This is a genomic window from Flavobacterium sp. (assembly GCF_031411595.1).
Classification (GTDB): Bacteria; Bacteroidota; Bacteroidia; order Flavobacteriales; family Flavobacteriaceae; genus Flavobacterium.
Map to the genome: position 1 here is coordinate 23,171 of NZ_JANOBI010000038.1, position 24,514 is coordinate 47,684.

A 24,514-nucleotide genomic window follows, 5' to 3' on the forward strand; every position below is an offset into this window, starting at 1 on the left:
TTTGTCTTAAAATCCTACAGTCTTATAGTCTAAAAAAAGCGCCAATCTATGGCATTTGATTGGCGCTTTCAACTTAAAAAAATCTAACCAAATTAATTCTCTTTCATAATTTTTTCTACACTGTTGCCTACTTCCGTTATCACTTTTACGAAATAAATGCCGTTCGTGTAATTCGAAATATCGAGTGTTGTCGTTTTTTTATTGTCTAAAAACGTTTGTAATAACCTGCCTTGTACATCGAAAAGCAGTATCGATTTAATATTATTTTTCGAAGTAATATTGATGTTACCCTTGGTCGGATTGGGCGCTACCAGGATACTTTCGTCTTTGATAAAATCATGATTGCTTAAAGCGGCAATAGTCGTTCGCGCTTCGTTGGTGGCAATCGGTGCATTATAATCGAAGAAGATATTGGCGGTGCCCATGACTTCATCACCAACCACCAAATTCGGAAGCGTTCGGATTTTAAACAGCACATTGCCATGACCACCAATCGGGCCACTCGAAGGTTGTAAGTGTATGTTTTTAAAAATAAATTCTATGATATTACCTGAAATTTTGGTTTCTACATCGTGAGAAGCATATTGCAATTGTAAGGAATTGATGTTGAATTTGGCAGTATTGATGGTGTCTTTTACGACAATATTAATGGCATCTGCGTTACCCACATTTTCAAAATTGATGTTGTAATGCAAGTAATTGCCAACAGCTTGCGTAGTAATAGTATTGCCTTCTAAACATACTATTTGGTTAGGATCATGAGCGTTAACCACGACATGATGACAATTCGAAACGTTATCCGAAGGTGATTCATCGCCAGGAATTGGATTGATGGTCGCAACATATTCTAACACATCGCCGGCATTGATTTCAGGCGATGTATGCAGCAATAATTTTAATTCGATCATTCGGGTTTCAAAAGGTTTTAAATTACTGTAATTCCATGTAAATAAATCCGGATCGAGTGTATCAAAATTAGGAATGGATTCGACATAATCTAAAAGTATACTATTGAAATTTAAGGTAATAGTGCCCGATACTATTTGGTTGCCTTTGTTTTTGTAAATGATTTTATAAGTGGTTTCAAAGCCCGGACGTGCAGTACTTGTTGGGACAAAAACCACTTCTACATCCGGATGAATACCATTGGCACTGACACAAAAATTTTGCGTTTGTGTTGAATTGTCCAACACAGGAGCATTGATGATGGCATTCGGTGGTGAAATGTTAAAAAAACTTGGGTTTTCCACTTCAGGTGTTATCGTGAAATTTCCGGTTTGTGTATAAAAAATATAATCCCCGGTGCTATTGGTAAAAGTACTTCCTGAGTTGGTTCCGTCGTTGATATTGATTTTGATGTATGGATTGCTAATATCACTCAAATCACAACCATCGCCCAAGACATCAAAAGGAGCTTGTCCTGTGATACTGTTGTAATTTCCTCCTGGAACAAAAGTGCAATAAGAACTCATCACAACATTAGGCAAGGCCATAAGAATTTGTTGTTGGATGGTTTCTAATTGACTCTCATCAGCACAAATGTATTGAAGGTTAGGACTGCCAGTAAAACTGATTGTTTCATTGCGCCCGTTTTTAATGAACAGTGAAGTCAGATTGCTTTCTACCATGATAATTAGATTCAAACTGGTGCAAGTTGATAAATCTAAGGTTGGCAATAGTGGATTAGCCGATATATTGATATCCAGTAAAGCCGAACAACCGTTTACATTTAATGAAGTTAAAGTACCATGCGAAACATCCAAACTGGTTAAAGCAGCATATCCCGATACATCTAAAGCAGTTAAATTGTTGAATTGAATACTTAAATCAACCAAACCCGTACAACTGGTCAAATCTATAGCATTAAAACTACTATTGCCAATATTCAAACTCGTCAATGCTGAACAACCATTCAAATTGATAGTGGCTATCGTACTGAAACTATTGCTTATTCTGGCTAACGAAGAACAGCCACTGAAATTAAGTGTCGTCATATTAGCACTAGTATAGATTTGATTATTACTTAACGCAATACAACCCGATAGATTAACGCTGGTTAATAGTTGATCAAATGCTGAAGAAACCATAATTTGAGCAGTTTGCAAATTAGTCAACCCCGAAAAATCGATGATGGTTAATTGATTTTGATAACAATCAATACTGTTTAATGCGGTACATCCTTGAACATTAAGACTGGTTAATTGATTATCAAAGCAAATTAATTGAGTCAAAAGTGTCAAGTTGCCTACATCCAAACTTTGCAAATTATTATTACTGCAATTTAAATACTCTAAATTATTCAATCCGCTTAGGTTGAGCGCTGTCAATTCGTTTTCCTCGCAGTTTAATCTTTTGAGGCTCGTTAAGGTGGAAACATCCAAGCTCCCTACTAAGCAACCGTTGCATGTTAGTACTTCGAGTTGGGTTAGACCAGTAATATTGATGCCAGAAGAATAGGTTCCGCTACAATCGAGGGTTTTAAGCTGGGGTAAAATCGTAAAATCGAGTACGCCTGAAAACGATATATAACTGATCTGCAAATGCTCAAGATTCGTAAAAGCTTCGAGACCTGTCATAGTTCCAGCAAGCAGTATACCTATATATAATCCGTTTACCGCTTGGGCTTCACTGACTTGAATTTCTCCGTCGTTGTTGGTGTCTGCATCGGCATCTCCTATACCATCGGCATTAAGATCTACGCAGGTATTATTCGTCAATATTTGTTTGAGAAATGTGTCTTGTATATATACAATTTGCGCATTCGCAATTCCTGTAAAAAACAATAAGAGTATGAGTATTTTTTTCATAATGAATGGTGTTTGTCTTTACTCTTTTACAATTTTCTCCACATTACTACCCATTTCAGAAGTCACTTTCAAGAAATAAATGCCCTTTACTTTATTTGAAAGGTCTAAAACGGTTGATTTTCTATTGTCAAAAACCGTTTGCAGTTGTCGACCTTGTTCATCAAAAAGCATTATCGATTTGATATTGTTTTTTGAAGTAATCACAATATTATTCTTCGTCGGATTCGGCGCCACAGTAATGCTTTCATCTTTGGTAAAACTCGCATTGCTCAGCACAACATCGGTTCTGGCTTCGTTGGTTTGCGTAGGAACATTATAATCAAAGTAGATGGTTCCCGTATTGGTAACGATATCACCACCTACCAAAGTCGGCAGTGTTTTTATTTTAAACAATACATTGCCATGACCGCCAATCGGATTGATAATGGCACGAGGCAGGTTAATATCCTTGAAAATAAATTCCACTTTATCATTCGTAATTTTCGTTTCCAAAGTATCAGAACCATACAATACTTGCAACGTGCTAATGTCGAATTTGGTTGGATCGATGATGTCTTCAACCACAATATTGGTGGCATCTGTAGTTCCTGTATTTTCAAAATTGATGTTGTAATGCAGGTAATCACCAATTTGCGCTGTAGTCAAAACAGTTCCTTGCAAACAGATTTTACTGTTCAAATCTAAAGTATTAACCACCAATTGACTTAAGTTGAAGAAATTATCCAAAGGCGTTTCATCTCCTTCTGAAAAATTGATGTTTGCTGTAAAACTTAAAATGTCTCCAACATTCACGGCAGGTGTTTCAACAGTAGAATTGATGTTCAATTTAAACTTAATTTCTCTAGTTTCAAAAGGTTGTAAGCTACTGTAAAACCAAAGCAATGAATTGAATCCTTGATTGGCGACTGCCGGTGTAGCCGAAACAAAATCGCTTCTCGAATCGTCGAAAGATAAATTGATAGAACCACTTTGCACTTGATTTCCTTTGTTTTTATAAACCAATTTATAGTCAGAATCTGCTCCAGGAGTAGCGCCGCCAATAGGAACCAATATGATTTCTAAATCAGGATGAACACCATTGGCCACAATACAGAAATCTTGAATTTGAGTGGAATTGTCTACAATAGGAAAAGTAACAATTTGCGAAGCCGGTGTGATCGTAAAATAAGTCGGGTTTTGCACTTCAGGTGTAATAGTAAAACTACCGGCTTGGGTGAAAAAACTATAATTTCCATCGGAATTGGTATAAAAACTACCTGTGTTGGTGCCGTCTGAGATTTTTACTTTTGTATAAGGTTGTACCAAATCGCCAACATCGCAGCCATCATTTTCGTTATCAAATTTGATGGTTCCAGTAATGGTATTGAAATTTCCACCGGGAACAAAAGAACAATAAGTGGATATGGCCACTAAATTCGGATTCACACCACATTCAGTGACCAATTGTGCTTCGATTTCATCAACACAGACAAACTTTAGATTCGGTGTATTGGTAAAAGATAACACAGGTGGGTCAATACCAACGCCTTGAGATAAGATACCGTTTTTGATGTTGACGTATTCTAAATTAGGATTATTTTCACAGTTAAATTCTCTAACATTGGAGTTCGAAAAATCCAGACTGATAAAATTGTTAGAAGTAACTATTGCTTTATCCAAAAGATGACACCCATTGACATTTAATGTACTGAGTTGATTGTTCGGGCAATATAACGTATTGATTTGTGACAGCATCGATAAATCTAATGTTGTTAAATTGTTTTGTGTACAATCTAAATAGGTAAGATTGGTGAATGCTTCGATTCCGGTTAAATCAGAAATGTTTTGAAATGAAACATTCAACACCGTCATAATTGCGGCTTCACTATTCTGAATTTGACCATCCAAATTAGTATCGACGCCAAGTGCAATGAGCTTCGTCTTAAAATTCGCATCTGGAATAGTCACAACCTGCCCATTCACAATTCCTGTAAAAAGCAATAATAATAGGAGAGTATTTTTCATAATTGAGTTTGTTTTGTTTGTCTGTTTTGTTTTCTGACCACTTTTCAAAGCGCCTTAATCAATTCCTGCAATCGTTCTTTCTTTCGTTGTGCAATTGGCAGTCGTGCATTATCGCCCATAATTACATAACCACCATCGGTTTTGATATATGATTTCAAATAAGAAAGGTTAATCAAATGCGATTGGTGAATGCGTTCAAAACCATGTTCCGTGAGCAATTCTTCATATTCTTTGAGCGTTTTCGAAATCAATAACGGCTTGTGGTTTTTAATAAAAAACTGCGTGTAATTGTCCTGCGATTCACAGCGAATGATATCACTGATTTCAAACAAATGAATCCCGTCAGCCGTTGATAATGCAATGCGTTTAAAATGATCAACTTTCTTGCGAATGTTCTCCAACAACAAATCGATATGCTCAAACGAAGTGTTTTTTTCCAACGCTTCTTTAATCTTGGCAATCGATTTTTTCAAATCTTCGGGATCAACAGGTTTCAATAAAAAATCTAAGGCACTAAACTTAAACGCTTTCAATGCATATTGTTCATGCGCCGTAATAAATACGATATGCGAGTTTAGTTTTCCATTCGTTTTGGCCACTTGTTCGAGAATATCAAATCCGGTTCCGTCGGTTAGGTGAATGTCTAAAAACACCACTTGTGGTTGGTGCTTTTCGATGGCTTCGATGCCGGTTTTCACACTTTCAGCTTCTCCAATAATTCGAATTTCTGGTGCATGTCGCTCCAAAAGACTTTTCATGCCTTGGCGTAAATGGTTGTCGTCGTCTATTAATAATGCTGTAATCATATTCTCGGTTTGGTGTCTAAAGTATATTGAATCGGCAACGTAATGATGATTTTGGTTCCAATGATTTGGTTGTCGATGTTTTGCACTTCTTCCATTGTCACGTGTGCTTTTTGTTGCGTGCTGCTTTCCATCATTTCCAAACGCTTTTTAGTGATTTCCAAGGCCATCGATTGGTGTGCTTTAACAGAGTTTTCTTTCATCGCTTTCGATTTTGAAAACCCAATGCCGTCATCGGTAATCGTGCAAATCAATTGGTTGCTGATGACGTTAAAATTCACTTCAATGCGGCCATTGCCTTCTTTGGGAACAATGCCATGCAAGATCGCATTTTCTACAAAAGGTTGCACCAATAGTGGCGGCAATGCCATATCATCTTCAATAGCGGAACTCGAATGAATGCGGAATTCGAACTTGTTGTTGAAACGCAATTGCTCCAACTCCAAATAGTTTTGCAAGCTTTCAATTTCTTTATCAATCGGAATCAACGAACCTTTCGAATATTCTAAAGTAAGTCGCATGAGCTTCGAGAATTTCGATAAATATTTAATCGCCGAATCGGTGCCGTTTTGTACAATAAAACTAGAAATCGAACCCAAACAATTGAACACAAAATGCGGATTCATCTGCAAGTGTAATGCTTTTTGCTCGTATTCCGCGACTTCTTTTTGCAATGTCAATCGGCGTTTGATTTGGAGTCGATTGTAAGTCACGAAGATCAATCCGAGCAACAATAATCCACCAATAATCGCAAACCAAGTGAGTTGTTGTTGTCTTTTATTTTCTTCCAACATCAAGGCTTCACGCTTTTGATATTCGAAATTCATTTCGGAACGCAGGAATTTTTTGTTGTTTTCTTCATTGTTCAATGAATCTTTCGCGATGATGTATTCTTTATAATGCACCAACGATTCGGTCGGATTATTCAAAGCACTATAAATATCGCTGAGTAATTTTTCGGAATGAATTTTTTGATCGATAACGCCAATGGCTTTCGCTAAATCGAGTGATTTGGTGGTGTAAGTTAAAGCGTCGTTGTATTTTTTTAAATCGAAATACAATTGCCCCATATTGAATAAAGCCAGCGAAGCCCCAAATTGATTGTCGATCGCTTCATACAAAGTCAATGATTTTTGATAATACGAAAAGGCTTGTTCAAGGTTGTGTTGCTTTTTGAAATAATCGCCCCAATAGTTTTGCAATAAGGCGTTGTTTCTTTCATTGTCGGTTTTTTTAAACTCTTGTTGCGCTTGAGAATAATAAGTAAACGCTTGTTTTTCGTTGCCTTGTTCGAAATAAACAACGCCAATATTCATCAACGTTACGCCGAATGTTGGTTCTTCAATTTGCTTTTGAATGCGCAATGCTTTTTGCAAATAATCCAACGCTTTCGTCAGATTTCCTTGCGATTTGTATACGATAGCAATATTGTTGTAAGCTTTAGAAATGCTGTTTTTCTGATCGATTTCCTGGTAGATTTTTAAGGCTTTCAAATAATAATTCAAAGCAATAGAATAATTATTGACTTCAGAATAGACCACGCCAGCACTTGCATAAGCACGCGCCAATCCGTTTTTTACTTTTTTGATATCGGAACCCGAAGTCGTTTCTAATAGATTTTGATAATGCATTTGTGCATTATTAAAATCAACCAACGCTTGTTTGTATTGGCTTAGAATAATGTTGGCATTTCCTTTATTCATCGAAGCACTGGCTAGACCAAAAATGTAATCCGTTTTTTGGGCTAATGTCATTGCTTTATTCGCGTAGAAAGTCGTAGAATCAGGATTGATTTCTTTGAATTCGTTGGCTATAGCATTGAGTGTATTAACTTTCGAAGTGTCAAGTTTAGTGATTTTGAGCTCTTTTTTTAAACTGTCAACCATAGAATTTTGCGACCATGCAAAGACAGTGAAGAAAAAGAGTAGTAAAAATAGGTTAGGTTTGGTGCGTTTATTTTTCAAAATGAATTCTTTAACATTAGCCTCACAAATATACTTGAAGAAAGTAGAAACCCATTAGTCTAATTAGAATTTGGTGGTTTTGAATTAGAATTTGATGATATCGTCAACTTTCCTCATCATTCACATTTAAACCGAAACCCAATGCCATGCAAATTCTCAATAGTAATGCCTTTTTCATTGGCTACGATTTTTCGCAATCTCGAAATAAACACATCCAAGCTGCGGCCCATAAAATAATCATCGTCGCCCCAAAGCGATTTGAGAATGGCCTCGCGTTTTAAAACCACATTCTGATTATCGAGAAAAAGCTTCAAAAGTTCTGATTCGCGTTGTGTTAAACTGATTTTTTCATCATCATTAAAAACAATAAAATTAGCCGGATCGAAAGCGTATTTCCCAACGCTGTACAGCGGTTTTTCTAAAGCTTTGTTTTTTTGAGAACGTTTTAAAAAGATTTCGATTTTGAGCAACAATTCTTCAATGCTAAATGGTTTAACGAGATAATCATCGGCTCCCAAACGCAATCCTTTGATGCGGTCTTCTTTCAAAGTTTTAGCCGAAAGGAAAATAATCGGAATGTCGGCGTTGCGTTTTCTGACTTCGGTGGCGAGTTCAAATCCATCCATTTTGGGCAGCATGATATCGAAAATACAAATATCAAAACCGCCTTTTTTGAACGTTTCCAAGCACAAATTTCCATCACAACAATGCGTCACTTCATAACCGTGTTGCTCTAGATTGTCTTTGGTTAGAAACGCTAAGGTTTCGTCGTCTTCGGCGTATAGAATTTTAAATGGTGTCATGATGTGGTGGAATTAAAATCGAAATGGTGATGCCGTTTTCGATATTGTTTTGTGCCGAAATTTTCCAATGGTGTAAGGTGCAAATTTTCTTTACATAATACAAACCCAATCCGAAACCATTGACTTCATTGCTTTTCGTACTTGGAATTCTATAGAACTTATCGAAAATAAATGGAATGTTTTTGTTCGAAATTCCAATGCCATTGTCCGTGAAATCAATCTGAATTTGCTTTGCCTTTTTGGATAGACCAATCGTAATTTCAGGTTTGTTTTCACAATATTTAATCGCATTGTCGAGCAAGTTGTATATTAAATTCGTGAAGTGAAAAGCGTCAGCATCAATCGAAATTTCGCTTTCAATTGTTTGAATTTGAATTTTACTTTCAGGATATTTCAATTGAATATTCTCAATCACATCCTTCAAAATTGGAATCACAGAAACTTTCTTTTTATCTAGTATCAACGGCGAATTATCGGATTTGGCGCTGTTCAAAATCGTTTCGATATGCGTGTTGAGTTTGTTGCTTTGACTGATGATAATGTTGGTATACTTCTCAAGCTTTTCATCGCTTTTGATGGCGTTTTGTTGCTTGAGATAATTCGATGCAATCAATATCGAAGAAAGCGGCGTTTTAAATTCATGCGTCATATTGTTGATGAAATCGCGTTGCAATTCGGAATATTTTTTCTGCTGAAGAATCGTGAAAATCGAATAGACATACACCAAAAGAATGATGATTAGCGCGAAGGAAAGGATAAACCAAAACTTTAATGAACTAAACAAATAATTGGTTTCATTAGGAAATCGAATCGCAAAATAATACACTAAATTTTTGTGCTTGGGAAAGTAAACCGAGCGTTGCGTATCCGCATTTTTGTCTGTCGAAACGTAATTGCCATACACCATTTCATCGCTTTGACAATTGTACATCGCATATTCATAATCGGTCGAAATGTTGATTTTCTCAAATTCTGTTTTCAAATAAAACTCTAAAATTTTGGGCTCAAAATCATTATCGATGTTGACGATATAATAATCATTCGAAATTTTCTGCACCGGATTTTCTGCAGGCAATTCGTGGTTCGTGCCTTCATATAATTTCTTGGCTACTTCGAGCAATCCGATATGCACTTTTTGGCTGAATTTTTTTTCCTCGAGATTGAAAGCTTGCTTCGTCCACAGCAATTGTGCGACCAAGATGCCGATGATGGCGAGAAGCCCGAGAACGATGATGCTGTTGAGTTTATTCATTGCTGAGTTTCTATGTTTTAGGAGCCTGGAACCTGCTATCATTCCAATCTTGTCATTGCGAGCTTGCGCGGCAATCTCACAATGCCAAGGATTTTCCCTTCTATCAGGGCTAGGGTTTCAGGTCACCAAGAACAAACTTATTCCGCTGCGCTCCGTACAATTCACATCGCAATGCTCGCTCGGGTCAGTAACTCAGCAACTCAGGAACTCTCGTACAATATTAATCAAAATTTACGAGCCATTTCCCCATTAACAACTCGTTAACAAAGATTAGAAACCGCTTAACAAGAGTCGAAGCAAAACCCAACTACTTTTGACATGTTCAAACGAATTACCCGAGGCATCGCCGAACTGTTTGGAGTGCAACGGAAAAAAACCAAAAAAATAACCATTAAAAACAACCATTATGAAAACAATTAAAATTTCAATTCTAGCAAGCATTTTAGGATTAATGTCTTTTACAGTGTTGCCAACAGCAAACAAAATCCATAAAGTCGAAATCGGAACATCGCCAATTGCTTGGAAAAGCGAATCCGTAGATTTAGGGGAAATTCCACAAAACAAACCTAAAGAAGTTGATTTCGAATTTAAAAACACAGGAAAAACCGCAGTCATTATCACCAACGTGAAAGCATCATGCGGTTGTACGGCGACAGATTATACTAAAACGCCGATACAACCCGGAGAAACTGCAATCGTGAAAGCCACTTATAATGCGGCCAACAAAGGCGCTTTTTCTAAAACGGTTACGGTAACTACTAATGCGGAAGATGCTCCAAAAGTATTGTCATTTAAAGGTACGGTCATATAAATAGAGGGTTAGTGATGTTGTGAACTCCAAGCGAAAGTTTGGAGTTTTTTTGTTTCATATATTGAGGAATAGTAGCTAAATAACAAGGATGATTGAAGATTTGTTAAAAACTTTTGATTTATTATTTCATACACACGATGCACTGCATCTTAATTGTTTTAAATTCGGAGGATTAAAACGCACTAAAATATGGAAGTCAAAAAAACGTATCCAAAAATATTACTCTTGATTTTTTCGTCGAGTATGTTTTTTATGTTGCTCTTTTTCTTTTTATATTATTATACCAAACAAATTGAAAATCAAGTTCGTATTAACTCTAAAGTACAGTTTAATAGCGAAGTCAATAAGTTATTAGAACTCGACAACAAACCGATTCAAGTTGCGATTAACAACGACACGAATTGGGATGAATTTGTTAAATTCGTTCAATCGAAAGATACAATTTGGTATAATGAAACGATTGGCAATGAATTGAATATATACAAAGCGGACTATTTAGGTGCTTATGATGTCAATAAAAAATTCATCATTAGAACGGCTTCTTCCAAAATAAAATCGAAAGATATTATTCCTGATGAAGCTATGATTGCGTTGAATCGATTGGGATTGAATAAGTTTTATATGAAAATTCCTGAAGGTTTGATTGAAGTAACCGGCGCTGCTATTCATGCTTCGAATGATCCTTTAAAAAATAAAACCACACCATTTGGCTATTTTTTTGTTGCCCGACTTTTGGATGCTTCTTTTATAAAAGATTTTGAAAAAGTATCAGAATCACAGATTAGTATCATTGATCAAAAGTATTCTGAAATCGAAGCGCAACACACGATTTTTGCGACTGTTGATTTGAAAGATTGTAACGGGAAAATCGTCGAAAAGCTACTGTTTAAAAGAAAATTTGAAGTCTATTTCGAGAACATGCTGACGATTTTGTATGTAATCTTCTTCGCTTTTTTTGTGAATTTAATCATCAATTTATTCTACACTCGAAAGTTGGTCTATGCTCCGTTAGACTTGATTACGCGCGCACTCCAAACAGGAAATAAAAAGGCCATCAAGCAATTGAAAGAAACTACGGGTGAGTTCAGTCACATCGGAATTTTGTTTGAAGAAAACAGCAATCAAAAGATAGAACTCGTCAAAGCCAAACTCAAAGCGGAGGAAGGCGAGCGACTCAAATCGTCGTTCTTGGCGAATTTATCGCATGAGATTCGTACGCCGATGAATGCTATCAATGGATTTACAGATTTGATTTTGAATACCCAACTCAACAAAGAAGAGCAGCTCGAATATTTGAAAGTCGTTGATAAAAGCGGAAAAAACTTGGTTTCCATCATTGATGATTTGATTGAAATGTCGAAAATCGATTCGAATCAGATTTCACCCAATTATACCAATCTCAATTTAGAATCGTGCATCAACGAGTTGTATGAAACCATTAGGATCACCATTCCAAAAACAAAGAATATCGATTTTTATATCATTCACAATGAAGCACCTGCAGCTTATAATATCATTGCTGATGAAGTCAAATTGAAACAAGTAATCGTTAATTTAGTAACCAACGCGATTAAATTTACCAATGAAGGTTATGTAGCTTTCGGCTATCAAATTGATGATAAGAAGCAAGCTATTGTTTTCACGATTAAAGATACCGGACCCGGAATCGACAAAGACAATCACAAGCATATTTTTGATCGTTTCAAAAGAGTCGAGAATGATGCGACCATCAAAGCCGGTGGGTTAGGTTTGGGATTGGCGATTTCGAAAGCGTATGTTGAAATGATGGGCGGCACCATATCGTTGGCATCGAAAGTGGAGAAAGGATCAACATTTACTTTTACGATTCCACTACAATATGATGAGGTTCAAAAAATAACAGTGCAACCGGTTAAAGCCAGTACAATTCCACATGCATTAGATGCCGTAACAATATTGATTGCCGAAGATGACAACATCAATTTCTTGTTGTTTCAAAAGATGATTCAAGTCAAAAACTACAACATCATACGCGCCGTCAATGGGCTCGAAGCGGTAGACATTAGCCTAAGCAATCCCAATATCGACATTGTTTTGATGGATATCAAAATGCCGATTATGAATGGTTTTGAAGCTTTAGAAAAAATAAAAGCCATTCGACCTGATTTGGTGGTTATTGCGCAAACCGCTTATGCGTCTGTGGAAGACGAAGACAGAATTATGAAAGCAGGTTTCTACGGTTATTTGACCAAACCTATCAACCGAGAGAATTTGTTTGAAACGATTGAAGATGTCATCAAAAACAAAACGTAATTCGATGGTAAAAATACTTTCTTGCATTACTTTCATTCTGATTGGTTGTCACTTGTTTGCTCAGGAAGTCAAAATAGAGCAAGACACGATTCAACCTAAAAAAAGCAAAAAGTTGGAGCTTAATTTAGACATTGCCAGCCGTTATATTTGGCGCGGTCAGTCTTGGGGTGGCGATTATGTTGTGGTGCAGCCTGCCATTAATTATAGTATTACGGATAAACTCGTAGCAGGTTTTTGGGCGACTACCAATTTTCAAAACGATTATTTTTATGCTGATGGGAATGCTGGAAAAGGGTATCAGGAAGTCGATTTTAGTTTAAGTTATGAAATCAATTCTTTTTTGACGGTTCAAGTTTGGGATTATTATTGGCCTTCGGTAGCAAAGGTTGAAGGCGTTGATAACGGGTTTTTCAATTACGGAACCGACGGCACCAAAACCGTTGATGCGAATTTGTTGTTTGATTTTTCTGACTATAAAGTGCCTTTGAGTTTGACGCTAAGTACTTTGGTTGCTGGAAATGATTACCGCTATGATGATGAAGGAGAAAACCCGAAACAGAATTACACCACTTATTTCGAAGCGGTTTACACTTTAGAAGAATTATTCCAAAAAATAACCTTTGAAGCTACAACCGGAGCGGTTTTCAACAATCAAGCTAAATACTATGCAGCCGGAGATTATGATCAAACTTCGTTGGTGAATGTTGGCCTAGAAGCCACCCGAGAATTCCAATTGACCGACCGCATTTCAATGCCGTTATCATTGAATTACATTCACAATGCTGCGACCAAAAACACGGAATTTTTCGGAAGAAATTTTTTGGTTGCTGGAATTACTTTCAATTACAATTAATTTTCTCGCAAAGACGCAAAGACGCAAAACTGTTGACGAATTTTTTGCGTCTTTGCGAGACATATTTTTAAATAATATAAAGGAAAGTTTAGATGGTTTTATAAAATCGGTTCGCCGTATAAGTCGAATTCAGTAGCTTCCGTAATTTTAATCATCGCAAAATCACCCGTTTTTAAGTAATGCTTCGATGCGTCGATAAGCACTTCATTATCCACATCTGGGCTATCAAATTCCGTGCGTCCTACAAAGTGAGCACCTTCTTTTCGGTCGATGATGCATTTGAAAATTTGTCCGATTTTCTCTTGGTTTAAGTCCCAAGAAATTTGCGATTGTAATTCCATGATTTCTTCGGCACGTGCTTGTTTCACTGCATCGGGAACATCATCTTCGAGCAAATAAGCGTGCGTGTTTTCTTCATGCGAATAAGCGAAACAACCCATACGATCGAACTTCATTTCCTGAACAAAATCTTTCAATATGTTGAAGTCTTCTTGCGTTTCGCCGGGATAACCTACAATCAAAGTTGTGCGAATCGCCATACCCGGAACGGCTTCACGGAAATCTTTCAAAAGCTTTGTAGTCTTAGCTTGTGTCGTACCGCGTCGCATCGATTTCAAAATCGAATCCGAAATATGCTGCAACGGAATATCAATATAATTGCAGATTTTAGGTTCGCGTTTCATCAAATCCAAAACATCCATTGGGAAGCCAGTAGGAAATGCGTAATGCAAACGAATCCATTCAATACCTTCCACTTTTACCAAGTTTTCGAGCAATTCTGCAAGGTTTCTTTTTTTATAAATATCTAAACCGTAATACGTCAAATCCTGAGCGATTAAAATCAATTCTTTGACACCATCACGCGCCAAACCTTGAGCTTCTTTGACCAATTTTTCAATCGGTTGGGAAACGTGTTTTCCCCGCATCAACGGAATCGCACAGAAACTGCAAGGTCGATCACAACCTTCAGCAATTTTAAGATAAGCGTAGTTTTTTGGAGTCGTCGTCAAACGTTCGCCAAGCAATTCATGTTTGTAATCTGCTCCCAAAGCTTTAAGCAATTGAGGCAATTCTGTCGTGCCAAAATACTGATCTACATTCGGGATTTCTTTCTCCAAATCAGGACGATAACGCTCCGATAAACAGCCCGTCACAAAGACTTTGTCGACCAAACCGCGTTCTTTTTTATCGGCATATTCCAAAATCATATTGACTGATTCGGCTTTGGCATTGTCAATAAATCCACAAGTATTAATAACGATGATGTTACCCTCACGTTCCGCCGGTGCTTCATGCTCCACATCTTTTCCGCTGGCACGCAATTGTCCCATCAAAACTTCACTGTCATAAACATTTTTGGAACACCCTAAAGTGATGACATTGATCTTATTCTTTTTTAACGACTTGGTTCTCATGGATTTGTAAATTGGAGTGCAAAATTACATTTTTTTATTCCTTAAAGCACTATAAGAAGTTAAATTTTAAGAAGCCGGGAACCTGCTATACGCTCCAATCTTTTGCGCCGAACCCCGGCACAAAAGGATAACCGCTGCTATCAGGGCTAAAATACATTGGATTCCATTATAACTTCTGATGGCTATCAAGAAGTTTATAGCAAGTAAAGAAATTAATTAATACATTATTTTGATATCAGATGTCTTTAAAAGCTTTGCGTCTTAGCGCCTTTGCGAGATTTAATTGGCTCGCAAAGGCACTAAGACGCAAAGGAAAAAATACATAAAATTATAAGTGAAAAAATATTGGTTTAAATTCCCCAATAGTCATTTAACTTTTTAATTATTAAAACTACAACTCAAAAACCAAAGTCAATGCGAAGTTGTTGTTCTCCGTTTTAATTTTCGGAGCCGACGTAAACCCTTGCGTAAAAAAAGCTTCCTGAGATTTTCTTTGCGCATAAGCATACGATAAATCCAATCGGGTAGTGCCAAAATTATAACCAAATCCGGTAGAGAATCCGGCTAAATCGCCCATGATTTTTTTGTCTTTATACGGACTTTGCTCGTAACGATAACCGCCACGCAAACTCCATTCTTTAATTCTATATTCGCCACCGATATGCAATTCACCAGCAGCATGCAGTTGATTATCAACCGCCGCATTTAAAGGTCTGAAAAAAGAATCGTTAGGCTTGAAAGTAGCGTTTCCATAATCTTTGATGCTGTAATCAAGGCTTATTAATCCATTTTTCCCAAATACATAAGCCAAACTTCCGGTCCATTTGCTTGGTGTTTGAAGTTTGTAGGCAGGATAAATCAATAGAATATCGGAATCCGTAGTAAATTGATAATTATCGGGATCCGGAGCATTGTTTTTTGAACTTGACAATAGTTGTATTTTTTCATCCGTAAGTCGATACCACGTTGGAGATTGATATGATAAGCCGGCTCTAAGTGATTTAGTTACTTTTGCAATGGCTCCCAATTGAAATGAAAAACCATTGCCGTAAGTATGTTGGTAATTGCCGAAAAGTATATTTTTTATGGCATCGGGCGTTTGGCTGTTGTCATTTTCTTCATAAAAAAGTGTCTTTTTTTCGAAGTCGGTAAAATGAGTATTCAGGTTTAAACCGAAAAAGAATTTGTCCTTATACTGCGTTGCTAAATTAAGGGCCACTTTACCATTATATCCTTTAGTATCAACGTAGTTTTCTTGGTAAAAATCTCCGGGAGCAACATTCGCTTCATAGGTGTTGTTATCAGGCAGTATAGGGTTAATAATATAACCTTGATAACCAAGAAAAGCTTGTTGGTTTCTGATATCTAAATCTTCATAAAAAGAATTTGAAAGTGTGCTTTCGGGAATATTGGAGTTGTACAATCCAGGATTGGCATAACTCAAAAAGTATTGAGCCACTGATTGGTTTGGATTGTTTCCATAAGTTGTGATTGAATTATCAAGATTGGAGGTGTTTTCATAATCGACGGCGAGTGTAATTTTTTTCCAATTATTTTTTTCGTCAGTATTTTTAAAAACCAGTATGCCACCCGCTTGACTGATATCAAAAGCTATATTGCTCGTACTTACTTTTGATCCAAAATAGTCTGAACTGTTTTTTACATTAAAATTACTAAAAGTAATACTCGCTTGATTATTAGAAAACACAGCACTTCCCGCCGGATTTACTTGAATTGAGGAAAAATCTCCGCCCAAAGCACCAAACGCGCCACCCATAGCGCTGAAACGAGCTGTGCCGGTCAGATTGTCTTTAGAATACAATAAAGCATCGGCAATGGTTTGAGATTCTACTGAGTAAAAACTCAATCCTGCAATGATAAAAGTGAGGTATCTTTTCATGATTATATTGTTCAAAAAAATACCTATGACATTGATTTTAATCAAAAGCATAGGTAAAATTAATATTGATTTTATCTTCTTCCACCGGCTGATCTTGTAGAACTTGAACTACTGCCACTATAACTTGGTGAACTATAACTTCCGGATCTTGTTGGTCCCGGATTATAGTTACTGTTGGTTCTTGGCGGAGTCGACGGCATTCTTGTAGTATTGTTATTCGATCGGGTGTTGCCGTAGTTATTATTAGTATTGCTTCCAGAATTTGGATTTCTAATGATAGTTCTTGTTGGGCCCGTACCATAACTATTATTGGAATTTTCAGTATTGGTTCTTACTCCGGAATTATTGTTTCTGGTACCACCAAAATTAGCTCCTGGATTTCTCGTGCCACTGGTGTTAGTTGCATAAGTGCGACCCGGATTTGAGTAGCTTCTAGTTCCATTGGAATAAGGGTAATTATGGTAACCTGAATAATAATTATTTGCGTATGGATTGCAACCCCAACCATAATATCCATAATAAGGCATTAACCAAGGATTGTAACCCCAATTATTATAACCCCAACCGTAGTAATTTGGGCCGTACCAGGAATTCCATCCCCAACCTAAATTCCATCCCCAGTAATTACTCCATCCCCAATTGCCACCGTAAAAATTAATGTTTACGTTGTCTGAAGTACTGCCCCAATCAGAATTGCTAGTGCTGTATTCTTGATTGTTATTATCATTATTATAATTGTTTGAAGCGTAATTTTCAACATCAGTAAAAGTCTCAGTTTGTTCTTTGGTATCTTGCAACGAATTGAAGTAATTTTTGTATTGGTTGTTTCCAGTATCATTTTGGGAAGTTGCAGCGGTTCTGTTTTGAGGTTCTGAACTTCCATAAACTCCGTCTCGATCGTAATAGGAAGTGTTCTGATAAGTGCCGCAGGAAGTTGCTAGTATAGAGAAAATCCCTAGTAAGAAGTATAAGGAATTTTTTTGTGCTGGGAAATATTTAGTTTTCATAACAACAGTTTTTTTATTGTCCGACAACACAAAATTAGTTAGTTTTGCCAAACTATTTAGTTAAAAAAAGTTAAACAATTTTTATGCCAATACTTTGATATGAGCAAGAACCTGACTACAAGATCTGAAGATTATTCAAAATGGTACAACGAGCTGGTTGTAAAGGCTGATTTAGCCGAAAATTCTGGCGTTAGAGGCTGCATGGTTATCAAACCATACGGCTATGCTATTTGGGAAAAAATGCAGGCAGAACTCGACAGAATGTTTAAAGAAACAGGACATAGTAATGCTTATTTTCCTTTGTTTGTTCCAAAGAGTATGTTCGAAGCAGAAGAAAAAAATGCAGAAGGTTTTGCTAAAGAATGTGCTATTGTTACGCATTACAGATTGAAGAACGATCCAGATAAACCAGGCAAACTAATGGTCGATCCAAACGCAAAATTAGAGGAAGAACTCATTGTTCGTCCAACGAGTGAAGCGATTATTTGGTCTACGTATAAAAATTGGGTGCAGTCTTATAGAGATTTACCATTATTAATCAATCAATGGGCGAATGTCGTACGTTGGGAAATGCGCACGCGATTGTTTTTGCGTACTGCCGAATTCCTTTGGCAAGAAGGACACACCGCTCACGCTACTAAATTAGAAGCGATTGAAGAATCTGAAAAAATGATGAATGTATATGCCGAGTTTGTTGAGAACTTTATGGCTATTCCGGTAATCAAAGGATTGAAAACCGAAACAGAACGTTTTGCCGGCGCTGAAGAAACCTATTGCATTGAAGCCTTAATGCAAGACGGAAAAGCTCTGCAAGCTGGGACTTCACACTTTCTTGGACAGAATTTCGCTAAAGCATTTGATGTAAAATTCGCCAATGCAGAAGGAAAGCAAGAGCATGTTTGGGGAACTTCATGGGGCGTTTCAACCCGTTTGATGGGTGCGTTAGTGATGACACATTCGGATGATCAAGGGTTGGTGTTACCTCCAAATCTGGCTCCGATACAAGTGGTGATTGTTCCAATATATAAATCGGATGAGCAATTGGCTGAAATTACTACAGCAGTAAATGAATTAGTAGCCCAATTGAAAAAACTAAAAATTTCAGTAAAATACGATGACCGCACGACACAAAAACCAGGTTTCAAATTTGCTGAATGGGAATTGAAAGGCGTACCGGTGCGGATTGCTGTTGGTCCAAAAGATTTAGAAAACGGCACTTTTGAAGTGGCACGTCGCGATACATTGACTAAAGAAATTGTTGCGAAAGATACTATTGTCAATTATGTCAACGAATTGCTTGAGCAAATACAAAAAGAACTTTTTGATAAAGCTTTACATTATAGAGAATCTCATATTACCGAAGTCAATTCATTTGAAGAATTCAAAGAAATTTTGGAAAACAAAGGCGGATTTATCTCAGCACATTGGGATGGAACTGCAGAAACGGAAGAAAAAATCAAAGATTTGACCAAAGCTACCATCCGTTGTATCCCATTAAATCGAAAAAATGAGGGCGGAAATTGTGTGTTAACCGGTGCTAAATCTACTGGTAGAGTGCTGTTTGCAAAGGCATATTAAAAAAAAATAAAAAAATATACTTCAGCTATTGTACGAATAGAAAATAGTTGTATTTTTGCATCCGCATTACAGAAGTATGGCCCGTTCGTCTATCGGTTAGGACGCCAGGTTTTCATCCTGGTAAGAGGGGTTCGATTCCCCTACGGGCTACAAAAAATAAATTTTAAGAAAAAAACAAAATGGCAAATCATAAGTCAGCTTTAAAAAGAATCAGAAGTAACGAAAAAAGAAGAGTTTTAAATCGTTACCAACATAAAACGACACGTAACGCGATCAAAGCTTTGCGTATGGCTACTGACAAATCAGATGCTACAGCTAAATTATCAGGCGTAATTTCTATGATTGATAAATTGGCTAAGAAAAATGTTATTCATGATAACAAAGCTTCTAACTTGAAATCTAAATTAACAAAACACGTTGCAAAATTGTAATCGTATTTTGATACTATATAAAAAACGTTCCAACTTGGAGCGTTTTTTTTTACAATAATGTTTCCTTCAGATTTTCGAGCATTTCTTTAGAAATAGGCTTCGATAAAAAATCCAAAACCATAGGATAGGTCTTTGCTTTATTGATGTCGTCAGGATCAATCGTAGAAGATAACACGATAACTTTACAATCTTTAAAATACGTGCGGTAATCTTCTTTTGTAAAGCAATCCAGAAATTCCCAACCACCCATGACGGGCATATTCAAATCGAGGAAAATCAATTGCGGATAGCGTTTGACTTCATTCCCCAAATTATTGAGTCTTAAATCATCAAAATAATTTAATGCTTCTTCGCCATTCTGAGCCGTAATCAATTCCTGAGCAAAATCAGATCGGTTGATTACCATCTTACACAGCATCAGTGTGATTGGATCATCGTCTACGCATAAAACTAAATCAAGCATACTCATTATTTTTTAAATGTTATTGTAAATGTCGTGCCTTTATCAACTTCACTTTCCACACTAATAGTTCCACCCATCGATTCCACTTGCGATTTTACGAGATACAAACCTAATCCTTTACTGTCGGAATAATTGTGAAATCTTTGATACAATCCAAATATTTTATCGCCATTGCGTTCTAAATCGATTCCGATACCATTGTCTTTAAAAACCAATACAATCTGATTGTCGATTTCTTTCGAGGAAACAAAAATTCGCAGAATTCTTTTTGGCGAGCGATATTTAATGGCATTCGTAAATAAATTCAACAGAATACTTTCTAAATACGCCTTATTGATGTTTAAGATGGTGACTTTCTCGAGTTCGATTTTCAAAATCGGTTTGTGCAAGCTAATCAAATAACTCAACTGATTGAAGACATTTTCAAAGACATCTTTAATCAGAACTTCTTCTTTATTAATCGATGGATTGTCTTTAATAATGACCACTTTCACCAAATCATTAATGGTTTCATTAAGCAAATTCGTAGAAGTAGAAAAACCATTGATGACTTCTCGGAGCTCCTGATTTTCTACAGGAATTTCATGCATCAAATTCAATAAACCAGTCAAATTAGACAACGGTGCTCGCAAGTTGTGCGAAGTGATATAAGAAAACTGTTTCAAATCCTTATTGTTTTGTGTCAATTCCCGAATGAGTTGTTCTTTCTCTTTTTCTTGCTTTTTCTCTTCGGTAATATCACGTTGAATCGATATCCAATGCGAATGTTCGCCTTCTTGATTCGTAATAGGAATCATCGAAAAATTAACCCAATATTCTTCACCACTTTTGGTGTGATTCAAAGTTTCAAATTTAAATTCTTCTCTGCCTTTTAAGGCTTTCGACAAATTCGCAATGTCATTTTTAACCGATTTTCTACCCATAAAAACGATAGGCGTTTTGCCAATCACTTCCGAAGATTTATAACCGGTCATTTCAGTAAAAGCAGGATTCACAAAGACAATTTTCGGAATGGTTTTGCTCTGTTTTTCAGATTCTGTAATAATTACGGCGTCTTTCGTTTGTGTAATTACCGTTTCCAACAGCTTGAGTCGCTGTTCTTCTTCTTTTTGTTTGGTGACATCTTGAATTGCTCCAATCATTCGAATCGCGTTGCCCTCCTCATCTTTTACTAAAAATCCTCTGTCAAAAACATATTTGTAGGTGCCATCAGCGCATTTGAATCGGTATTCATCTTGCCATTTTTCTGTTTTTTGTTCGATGAATGAATACAATTTAATCGACATTTTGATACTGTCTTCAGGATGAATGCGATCAAACCACCATTTCGAAGTCTTGCCAACTTCTTCTTTTTTATACCCAAAAATACCTTGAATTCCTTTGTTCCAAATGAAATCATCTTCCTGTATTTTCCAATCCCAAATCGTATCACTGGTTGCTTTTGCTACAATATCATAGCGCTCATTCGACTCTTTTATTTCCTCGTTGGTTTCTTGAAGTTTTTCAAAAATTTTATGGTTTTGAAAATCATTTTTTGTCAAAATCATTTTGAAAATAATTCCTGAAAGTATAATAAAAGCAAGGTCTTTGGCCAAACTTAAATAAAGTAATTCGGTAAAATTAGAGAAGCTAAAACGGTTTAAAACAAAGAAACTGACAATAGCCAGAAATGCGGAAAAAACTATGTAAAGCAGTGTTATTTTGTTCGCCTTGTTTTTCATTACTTCAAATATATAGAATAAATAATTAAAACAAAATCATGTGTATCAACTTAATTTTATTTCCCATGATTTCAACACTTTAGGTTAACAAAAAGTAAACTCCTTATTAAAGGTTTTATATGTAAAAATAAAGTGTACCTTTGCACCCATTAAAAATCACAGATGGAATCTATCAGAAACATTGCAATTATTGCCCACGTCGATCACGGAAAAACTACTTTGGTTGACAAAATTATGTATCACTGTCAATTATTTCGTGACAACGAAAACACAGGTGATTTAATTCTAGACAACAACGATCTCGAACGCGAAAGAGGCATCACGATTACTTCTAAAAACGTTTCTGTAGTTTATAAAGGAACGAAAATCAATATCATCGATACTCCCGGTCACGCCGATTTCGGAGGTGAAGTAGAGCGTGTATTGAATATGGCTGATGGCGTGTGTCTTCTAGTAGATGCTTTCGAAGGCCCAATGCCGCAAACACGTTTCGTATTGCAAAAAGCACTCGACTTAGGTTTAAAACCTTGCGTGGTTATTAATAAAGTAGACAAAGAAAACTGTACACCGGAAGAAGTACACGAAAAAGTATTCGATCTCATGTTCGAATTGGGTGCCGAAGAATGGCAACTTGATTTCCCAACTGTATACGGTTCAGCCAAAAACAACTGGATGTCGGACGATTGGAGAAATGAAACCTCTAACATCGAACCTTTGTTGGATATGGTTATCGCCAATGTACCACCTCCAAAAGTTTCTCAAGGAACACCACAAATGTTAATCACATCTTTAGATTTCTCTTCATTCACCGGTCGTATCGCGATTGGTCGTTTAGAAAGAGGCGAATTAAAAGAAGGTATGCCCATTTCTCTAGTAAAAAGAGATGGCAAAATCATGAAATCAAGAATCAAAGAACTCCACACTTTCGAAGGTTTAGGCCGTAAAAAAGTGGAAAGCGTTATAGCCGGAGATATTTGTGCGATTGTTGGAGTAGAAGGTTTTGAAATTGGTGACACCATCGCCGACTTCGAAAACCCAGAAGCCTTACAAACCATCGCCATCGACGAACCAACGATGAGTATGTTATTCACCATTAACGATTCGCCTTTCTTTGGTAAAGAAGGAAAATTTGTGACTTCACGACACATCAGAGATCGTTTGACAAAAGAGTTAGAGAAAAACTTAGCGATGAAATTGGGTGAAACCGATTCAGCCGATAAATTCATGGTATTCGGACGTGGTGTTTTGCACTTGTCTGTACTTATCGAAACCATGCGTAGAGAAGGTTACGAATTGCAAATTGGTCAACCACAAGTAATCATCAAAGAAATTGATGGTAAAAAATGTGAGCCAATTGAAGAATTAACCATCGACTTACCAGATCATTTATCAGGTCGTGCCGTAGAATTCGTTTCTATCCGTAAAGGAGAAATGCTCAGTATGGAAGCGAAAGGTGAACGTATGATCGTTAAATTTAATATTCCATCTCGTGGTATTATCGGATTGCGTAACTTACTGCTTACGGCTACTGCTGGAGAAGCAATTATGTCACACCGTTATATTGGTTACGAACCATTCAAAGGAGAAATTCCGGGAAGAAACAATGGTTCATTAATCTCAATGGAAAACGGAAAAGCCATTCCATATTCAATCGATAAATTACAAGATCGTGGTAAATTCTTCGTCAATCCAAATGACGAAATCTACGAAGGTCAAGTAATCGGAGAAAACTCTCGTAGCGATGATATGGCTATCAACGTTACTAAAGCCAAGAAACAATCGAACGTTCGTTCGTCAGGAAATGATGAAAAAGCAAGGATTATCCCACCGATTATTTTCTCATTAGAAGAAGCTTTAGAATACATTCAAAAAGATGAATACGTTGAGGTAACTCCAAAATCAATTCGTTTGAGAAAAATCTATTTGACAGAAAACGATAGAAAACGTTTCAAAATCTAATTTGAAATTCCCATCAATAAAGAAACCCATTCGACATCGAGTGAGTTTTTTGTTTAGGATTTATTCTGAATTTATTTCAGAAGCTATTTACAGCTTTCCGCGCTACACGGTAGCTTGCTTCAATCTGGGCTAGGGCTATTTCTTCAACAAGAACTCCAACGGAATAGTCAACCTTTCAGCCCATGATTTTTCCGAATGATCTTTTCCGGGAAAGAATAGTTAGCAGACCCAAACTTGATTCAAATGGTAACCCGATTAAAGACAGCATCCTTTCTAACCTGGAAGATCCTGTGAGTATTGACCTGTCTAAGGCAATGAAGTATAAAAACTCAAAGCATGATATCGTTTTACAGGAAAGGGATGTGATCTATATCCCGGAATTTAATCCATTTGTGACCATCAAAGGAAAAGTGCAATCACCTTTAAAGATCACTTTTGATAAGGAGCATAC

At 36.7% G+C, this 24,514-nt stretch carries 18 protein-coding genes and 1 tRNA gene; 8 read left to right on the forward strand and 11 right to left on the reverse strand.

The window, feature by feature from the left end:
- Positions 1 to 92 precede the first annotated feature (92 nt).
- From RMO03_RS09300 to RMO03_RS09325, 6 genes are all read right to left on the reverse strand, one after another.
- Complete coding sequence (locus RMO03_RS09300) at positions 93 to 2,807, reverse strand: T9SS type A sorting domain-containing protein (protein ID WP_309641828.1); 2,715 nt, start codon at positions 2,805 to 2,807, stop codon at positions 93 to 95.
- An 18-nt stretch (positions 2,808 to 2,825) separates the two neighbouring features.
- On the reverse strand, positions 2,826 to 4,811 hold the full coding sequence (locus tag RMO03_RS09305; protein WP_309641829.1) for a T9SS type A sorting domain-containing protein: 1,986 nt from the start codon (positions 4,809 to 4,811) through the stop codon (positions 2,826 to 2,828).
- Between the two features lie 44 nt (positions 4,812 to 4,855).
- On the reverse strand, positions 4,856 to 5,617 hold the full coding sequence (locus tag RMO03_RS09310; RefSeq protein ID WP_309641830.1) for a LytTR family DNA-binding domain-containing protein: 762 nt from the start codon (positions 5,615 to 5,617) through the stop codon (positions 4,856 to 4,858).
- Positions 5,614 to 7,500 carry a DUF2225 domain-containing protein gene (locus RMO03_RS09315; protein WP_309641831.1) on the reverse strand — a complete coding sequence of 629 codons (1,887 nt, stop codon included), beginning with the start codon at positions 7,498 to 7,500 and terminating at the stop codon, positions 5,614 to 5,616. Before RMO03_RS09315 ends, RMO03_RS09310 begins: the two co-directional genes overlap by 4 nt.
- 194 nt (positions 7,501 to 7,694) lie before the next feature.
- Complete coding sequence (locus RMO03_RS09320) at positions 7,695 to 8,381, reverse strand: response regulator transcription factor (RefSeq protein WP_309641832.1); 687 nt, start codon at positions 8,379 to 8,381, stop codon at positions 7,695 to 7,697.
- Positions 8,368 to 9,633: a HAMP domain-containing sensor histidine kinase gene (locus tag RMO03_RS09325; RefSeq protein WP_309641833.1), complete on the reverse strand. Its 1,266-nt coding sequence runs from the start codon at positions 9,631 to 9,633 to the stop codon at positions 8,368 to 8,370. Before RMO03_RS09325 ends, RMO03_RS09320 begins: the two co-directional genes overlap by 14 nt.
- A gap of 406 nt (positions 9,634 to 10,039) precedes the next feature.
- On the opposite strand from RMO03_RS09325, the gene RMO03_RS09330 reads away from it, so the two are divergent.
- From RMO03_RS09330 to RMO03_RS09340, 3 genes are all read left to right on the forward strand, one after another.
- Positions 10,040 to 10,444: a DUF1573 domain-containing protein gene (locus RMO03_RS09330; protein WP_309641834.1), complete on the forward strand. Its 405-nt coding sequence runs from the start codon at positions 10,040 to 10,042 to the stop codon at positions 10,442 to 10,444.
- Between the two features lie 189 nt (positions 10,445 to 10,633).
- Positions 10,634 to 12,736 (forward strand): ATP-binding protein, encoded by a 2,103-nt coding sequence (locus tag RMO03_RS09335; protein ID WP_309641835.1) that lies wholly within the window; start codon positions 10,634 to 10,636, stop codon positions 12,734 to 12,736.
- 4 nt (positions 12,737 to 12,740) lie between these two features.
- On the forward strand, positions 12,741 to 13,589 hold the full coding sequence (locus RMO03_RS09340) for a hypothetical protein (protein WP_309641836.1): 849 nt from the start codon (positions 12,741 to 12,743) through the stop codon (positions 13,587 to 13,589).
- A 98-nt stretch (positions 13,590 to 13,687) separates the two neighbouring features.
- On the opposite strand, the gene rimO is transcribed toward RMO03_RS09340, so the two are convergent.
- The 3 genes from rimO to RMO03_RS09355 form a co-directional block, all read right to left on the reverse strand.
- Positions 13,688 to 15,004, reverse strand: coding sequence for a 30S ribosomal protein S12 methylthiotransferase RimO (gene rimO, locus RMO03_RS09345; RefSeq protein WP_309641837.1), 1,317 nt, complete (start codon positions 15,002 to 15,004; stop codon positions 13,688 to 13,690).
- Between the two features lie 391 nt (positions 15,005 to 15,395).
- Positions 15,396 to 16,904 carry an outer membrane protein transport protein gene (locus tag RMO03_RS09350; protein WP_309641838.1) on the reverse strand — a complete coding sequence of 503 codons (1,509 nt, stop codon included), beginning with the start codon at positions 16,902 to 16,904 and terminating at the stop codon, positions 15,396 to 15,398.
- A 71-nt stretch (positions 16,905 to 16,975) separates the two neighbouring features.
- Complete coding sequence (locus RMO03_RS09355) at positions 16,976 to 17,911, reverse strand: hypothetical protein (RefSeq protein WP_309641839.1); 936 nt, start codon at positions 17,909 to 17,911, stop codon at positions 16,976 to 16,978.
- Positions 17,912 to 18,010: 99 nt separating this feature from the next.
- On the opposite strand from RMO03_RS09355, the gene proS reads away from it, so the two are divergent.
- The 3 genes from proS to rpsT all read left to right on the forward strand — a co-directional run bounded on the left by proS (position 18,011) and on the right by rpsT (position 19,920).
- On the forward strand, positions 18,011 to 19,489 hold the full coding sequence (gene proS, locus RMO03_RS09360; RefSeq protein WP_309641840.1) for a proline--tRNA ligase: 1,479 nt from the start codon (positions 18,011 to 18,013) through the stop codon (positions 19,487 to 19,489).
- Between the two features lie 78 nt (positions 19,490 to 19,567).
- A tRNA-Glu gene (locus tag RMO03_RS09365) sits at positions 19,568 to 19,639 on the forward strand.
- 29 nt (positions 19,640 to 19,668) lie between these two features.
- The gene (rpsT, locus tag RMO03_RS09370) at positions 19,669 to 19,920 is read left to right on the forward strand and encodes a 30S ribosomal protein S20 (RefSeq protein WP_309641841.1); all 252 of its coding nucleotides are present in this window, start codon (positions 19,669 to 19,671) and stop codon (positions 19,918 to 19,920) included.
- Positions 19,921 to 19,969: 49 nt separating this feature from the next.
- Here the strand turns inward: rpsT and RMO03_RS09375 are convergent, their stop codons facing one another.
- Both RMO03_RS09375 and RMO03_RS09380 read right to left on the reverse strand, forming a co-directional pair.
- On the reverse strand, positions 19,970 to 20,383 hold the full coding sequence (locus tag RMO03_RS09375) for a response regulator (protein ID WP_309641842.1): 414 nt from the start codon (positions 20,381 to 20,383) through the stop codon (positions 19,970 to 19,972).
- Positions 20,384 to 20,388: 5 nt separating this feature from the next.
- Positions 20,389 to 22,104, reverse strand: coding sequence for a PAS domain-containing sensor histidine kinase (locus tag RMO03_RS09380; RefSeq protein ID WP_309641843.1), 1,716 nt, complete (start codon positions 22,102 to 22,104; stop codon positions 20,389 to 20,391).
- 162 nt (positions 22,105 to 22,266) lie between these two features.
- Here RMO03_RS09380 and typA point away from each other — a divergent pair, with 162 nt between their 5' ends.
- Both typA and RMO03_RS09390 read left to right on the forward strand, forming a co-directional pair.
- On the forward strand, positions 22,267 to 24,063 hold the full coding sequence (gene typA, locus RMO03_RS09385) for a translational GTPase TypA (RefSeq protein ID WP_309641844.1): 1,797 nt from the start codon (positions 22,267 to 22,269) through the stop codon (positions 24,061 to 24,063).
- Positions 24,064 to 24,245: 182 nt separating this feature from the next.
- A partial coding sequence (locus RMO03_RS09390; RefSeq protein WP_309641845.1) for a hypothetical protein occupies positions 24,246 to 24,514 on the forward strand: 269 nt, incomplete at its 3' end.

Bases quoted from the DNA above. Each gene is read 5' to 3' on its own strand.
- RMO03_RS09300 (WP_309641828.1), bottom strand. From the start codon at position 2,807: ATGAAAAAAATACTCATACTCTTATTGTTTTTTACAGGAATTGCGAAT.
- RMO03_RS09305 (WP_309641829.1), bottom strand. From the start codon at position 4,811: ATGAAAAATACTCTCCTATTATTATTGCTTTTTACAGGAATTGTGAAT.
- RMO03_RS09310 (WP_309641830.1), bottom strand. From the start codon at position 5,617: ATGATTACAGCATTATTAATAGACGACGACAACCATTTACGCCAAGGC.
- RMO03_RS09315 (WP_309641831.1), bottom strand. From the start codon at position 7,500: ATGGTTGACAGTTTAAAAAAAGAGCTCAAAATCACTAAACTTGACACT.
- RMO03_RS09320 (WP_309641832.1), bottom strand. From the start codon at position 8,381: ATGACACCATTTAAAATTCTATACGCCGAAGACGACGAAACCTTAGCG.
- RMO03_RS09325 (WP_309641833.1), bottom strand. From the start codon at position 9,633: ATGAATAAACTCAACAGCATCATCGTTCTCGGGCTTCTCGCCATCATC.
- RMO03_RS09330 (WP_309641834.1), top strand. From the start codon at position 10,040: ATGAAAACAATTAAAATTTCAATTCTAGCAAGCATTTTAGGATTAATG.
- RMO03_RS09335 (WP_309641835.1), top strand. From the start codon at position 10,634: ATGGAAGTCAAAAAAACGTATCCAAAAATATTACTCTTGATTTTTTCG.
- RMO03_RS09340 (WP_309641836.1), top strand. From the start codon at position 12,741: ATGGTAAAAATACTTTCTTGCATTACTTTCATTCTGATTGGTTGTCAC.
- rimO (WP_309641837.1), bottom strand. From the start codon at position 15,004: ATGAGAACCAAGTCGTTAAAAAAGAATAAGATCAATGTCATCACTTTA.
- RMO03_RS09350 (WP_309641838.1), bottom strand. From the start codon at position 16,904: ATGAAAAGATACCTCACTTTTATCATTGCAGGATTGAGTTTTTACTCA.
- RMO03_RS09355 (WP_309641839.1), bottom strand. From the start codon at position 17,911: ATGAAAACTAAATATTTCCCAGCACAAAAAAATTCCTTATACTTCTTA.
- proS (WP_309641840.1), top strand. From the start codon at position 18,011: ATGAGCAAGAACCTGACTACAAGATCTGAAGATTATTCAAAATGGTAC.
- rpsT (WP_309641841.1), top strand. From the start codon at position 19,669: ATGGCAAATCATAAGTCAGCTTTAAAAAGAATCAGAAGTAACGAAAAA.
- RMO03_RS09375 (WP_309641842.1), bottom strand. From the start codon at position 20,383: ATGCTTGATTTAGTTTTATGCGTAGACGATGATCCAATCACACTGATG.
- RMO03_RS09380 (WP_309641843.1), bottom strand. From the start codon at position 22,104: ATGAAAAACAAGGCGAACAAAATAACACTGCTTTACATAGTTTTTTCC.
- typA (WP_309641844.1), top strand. From the start codon at position 22,267: ATGGAATCTATCAGAAACATTGCAATTATTGCCCACGTCGATCACGGA.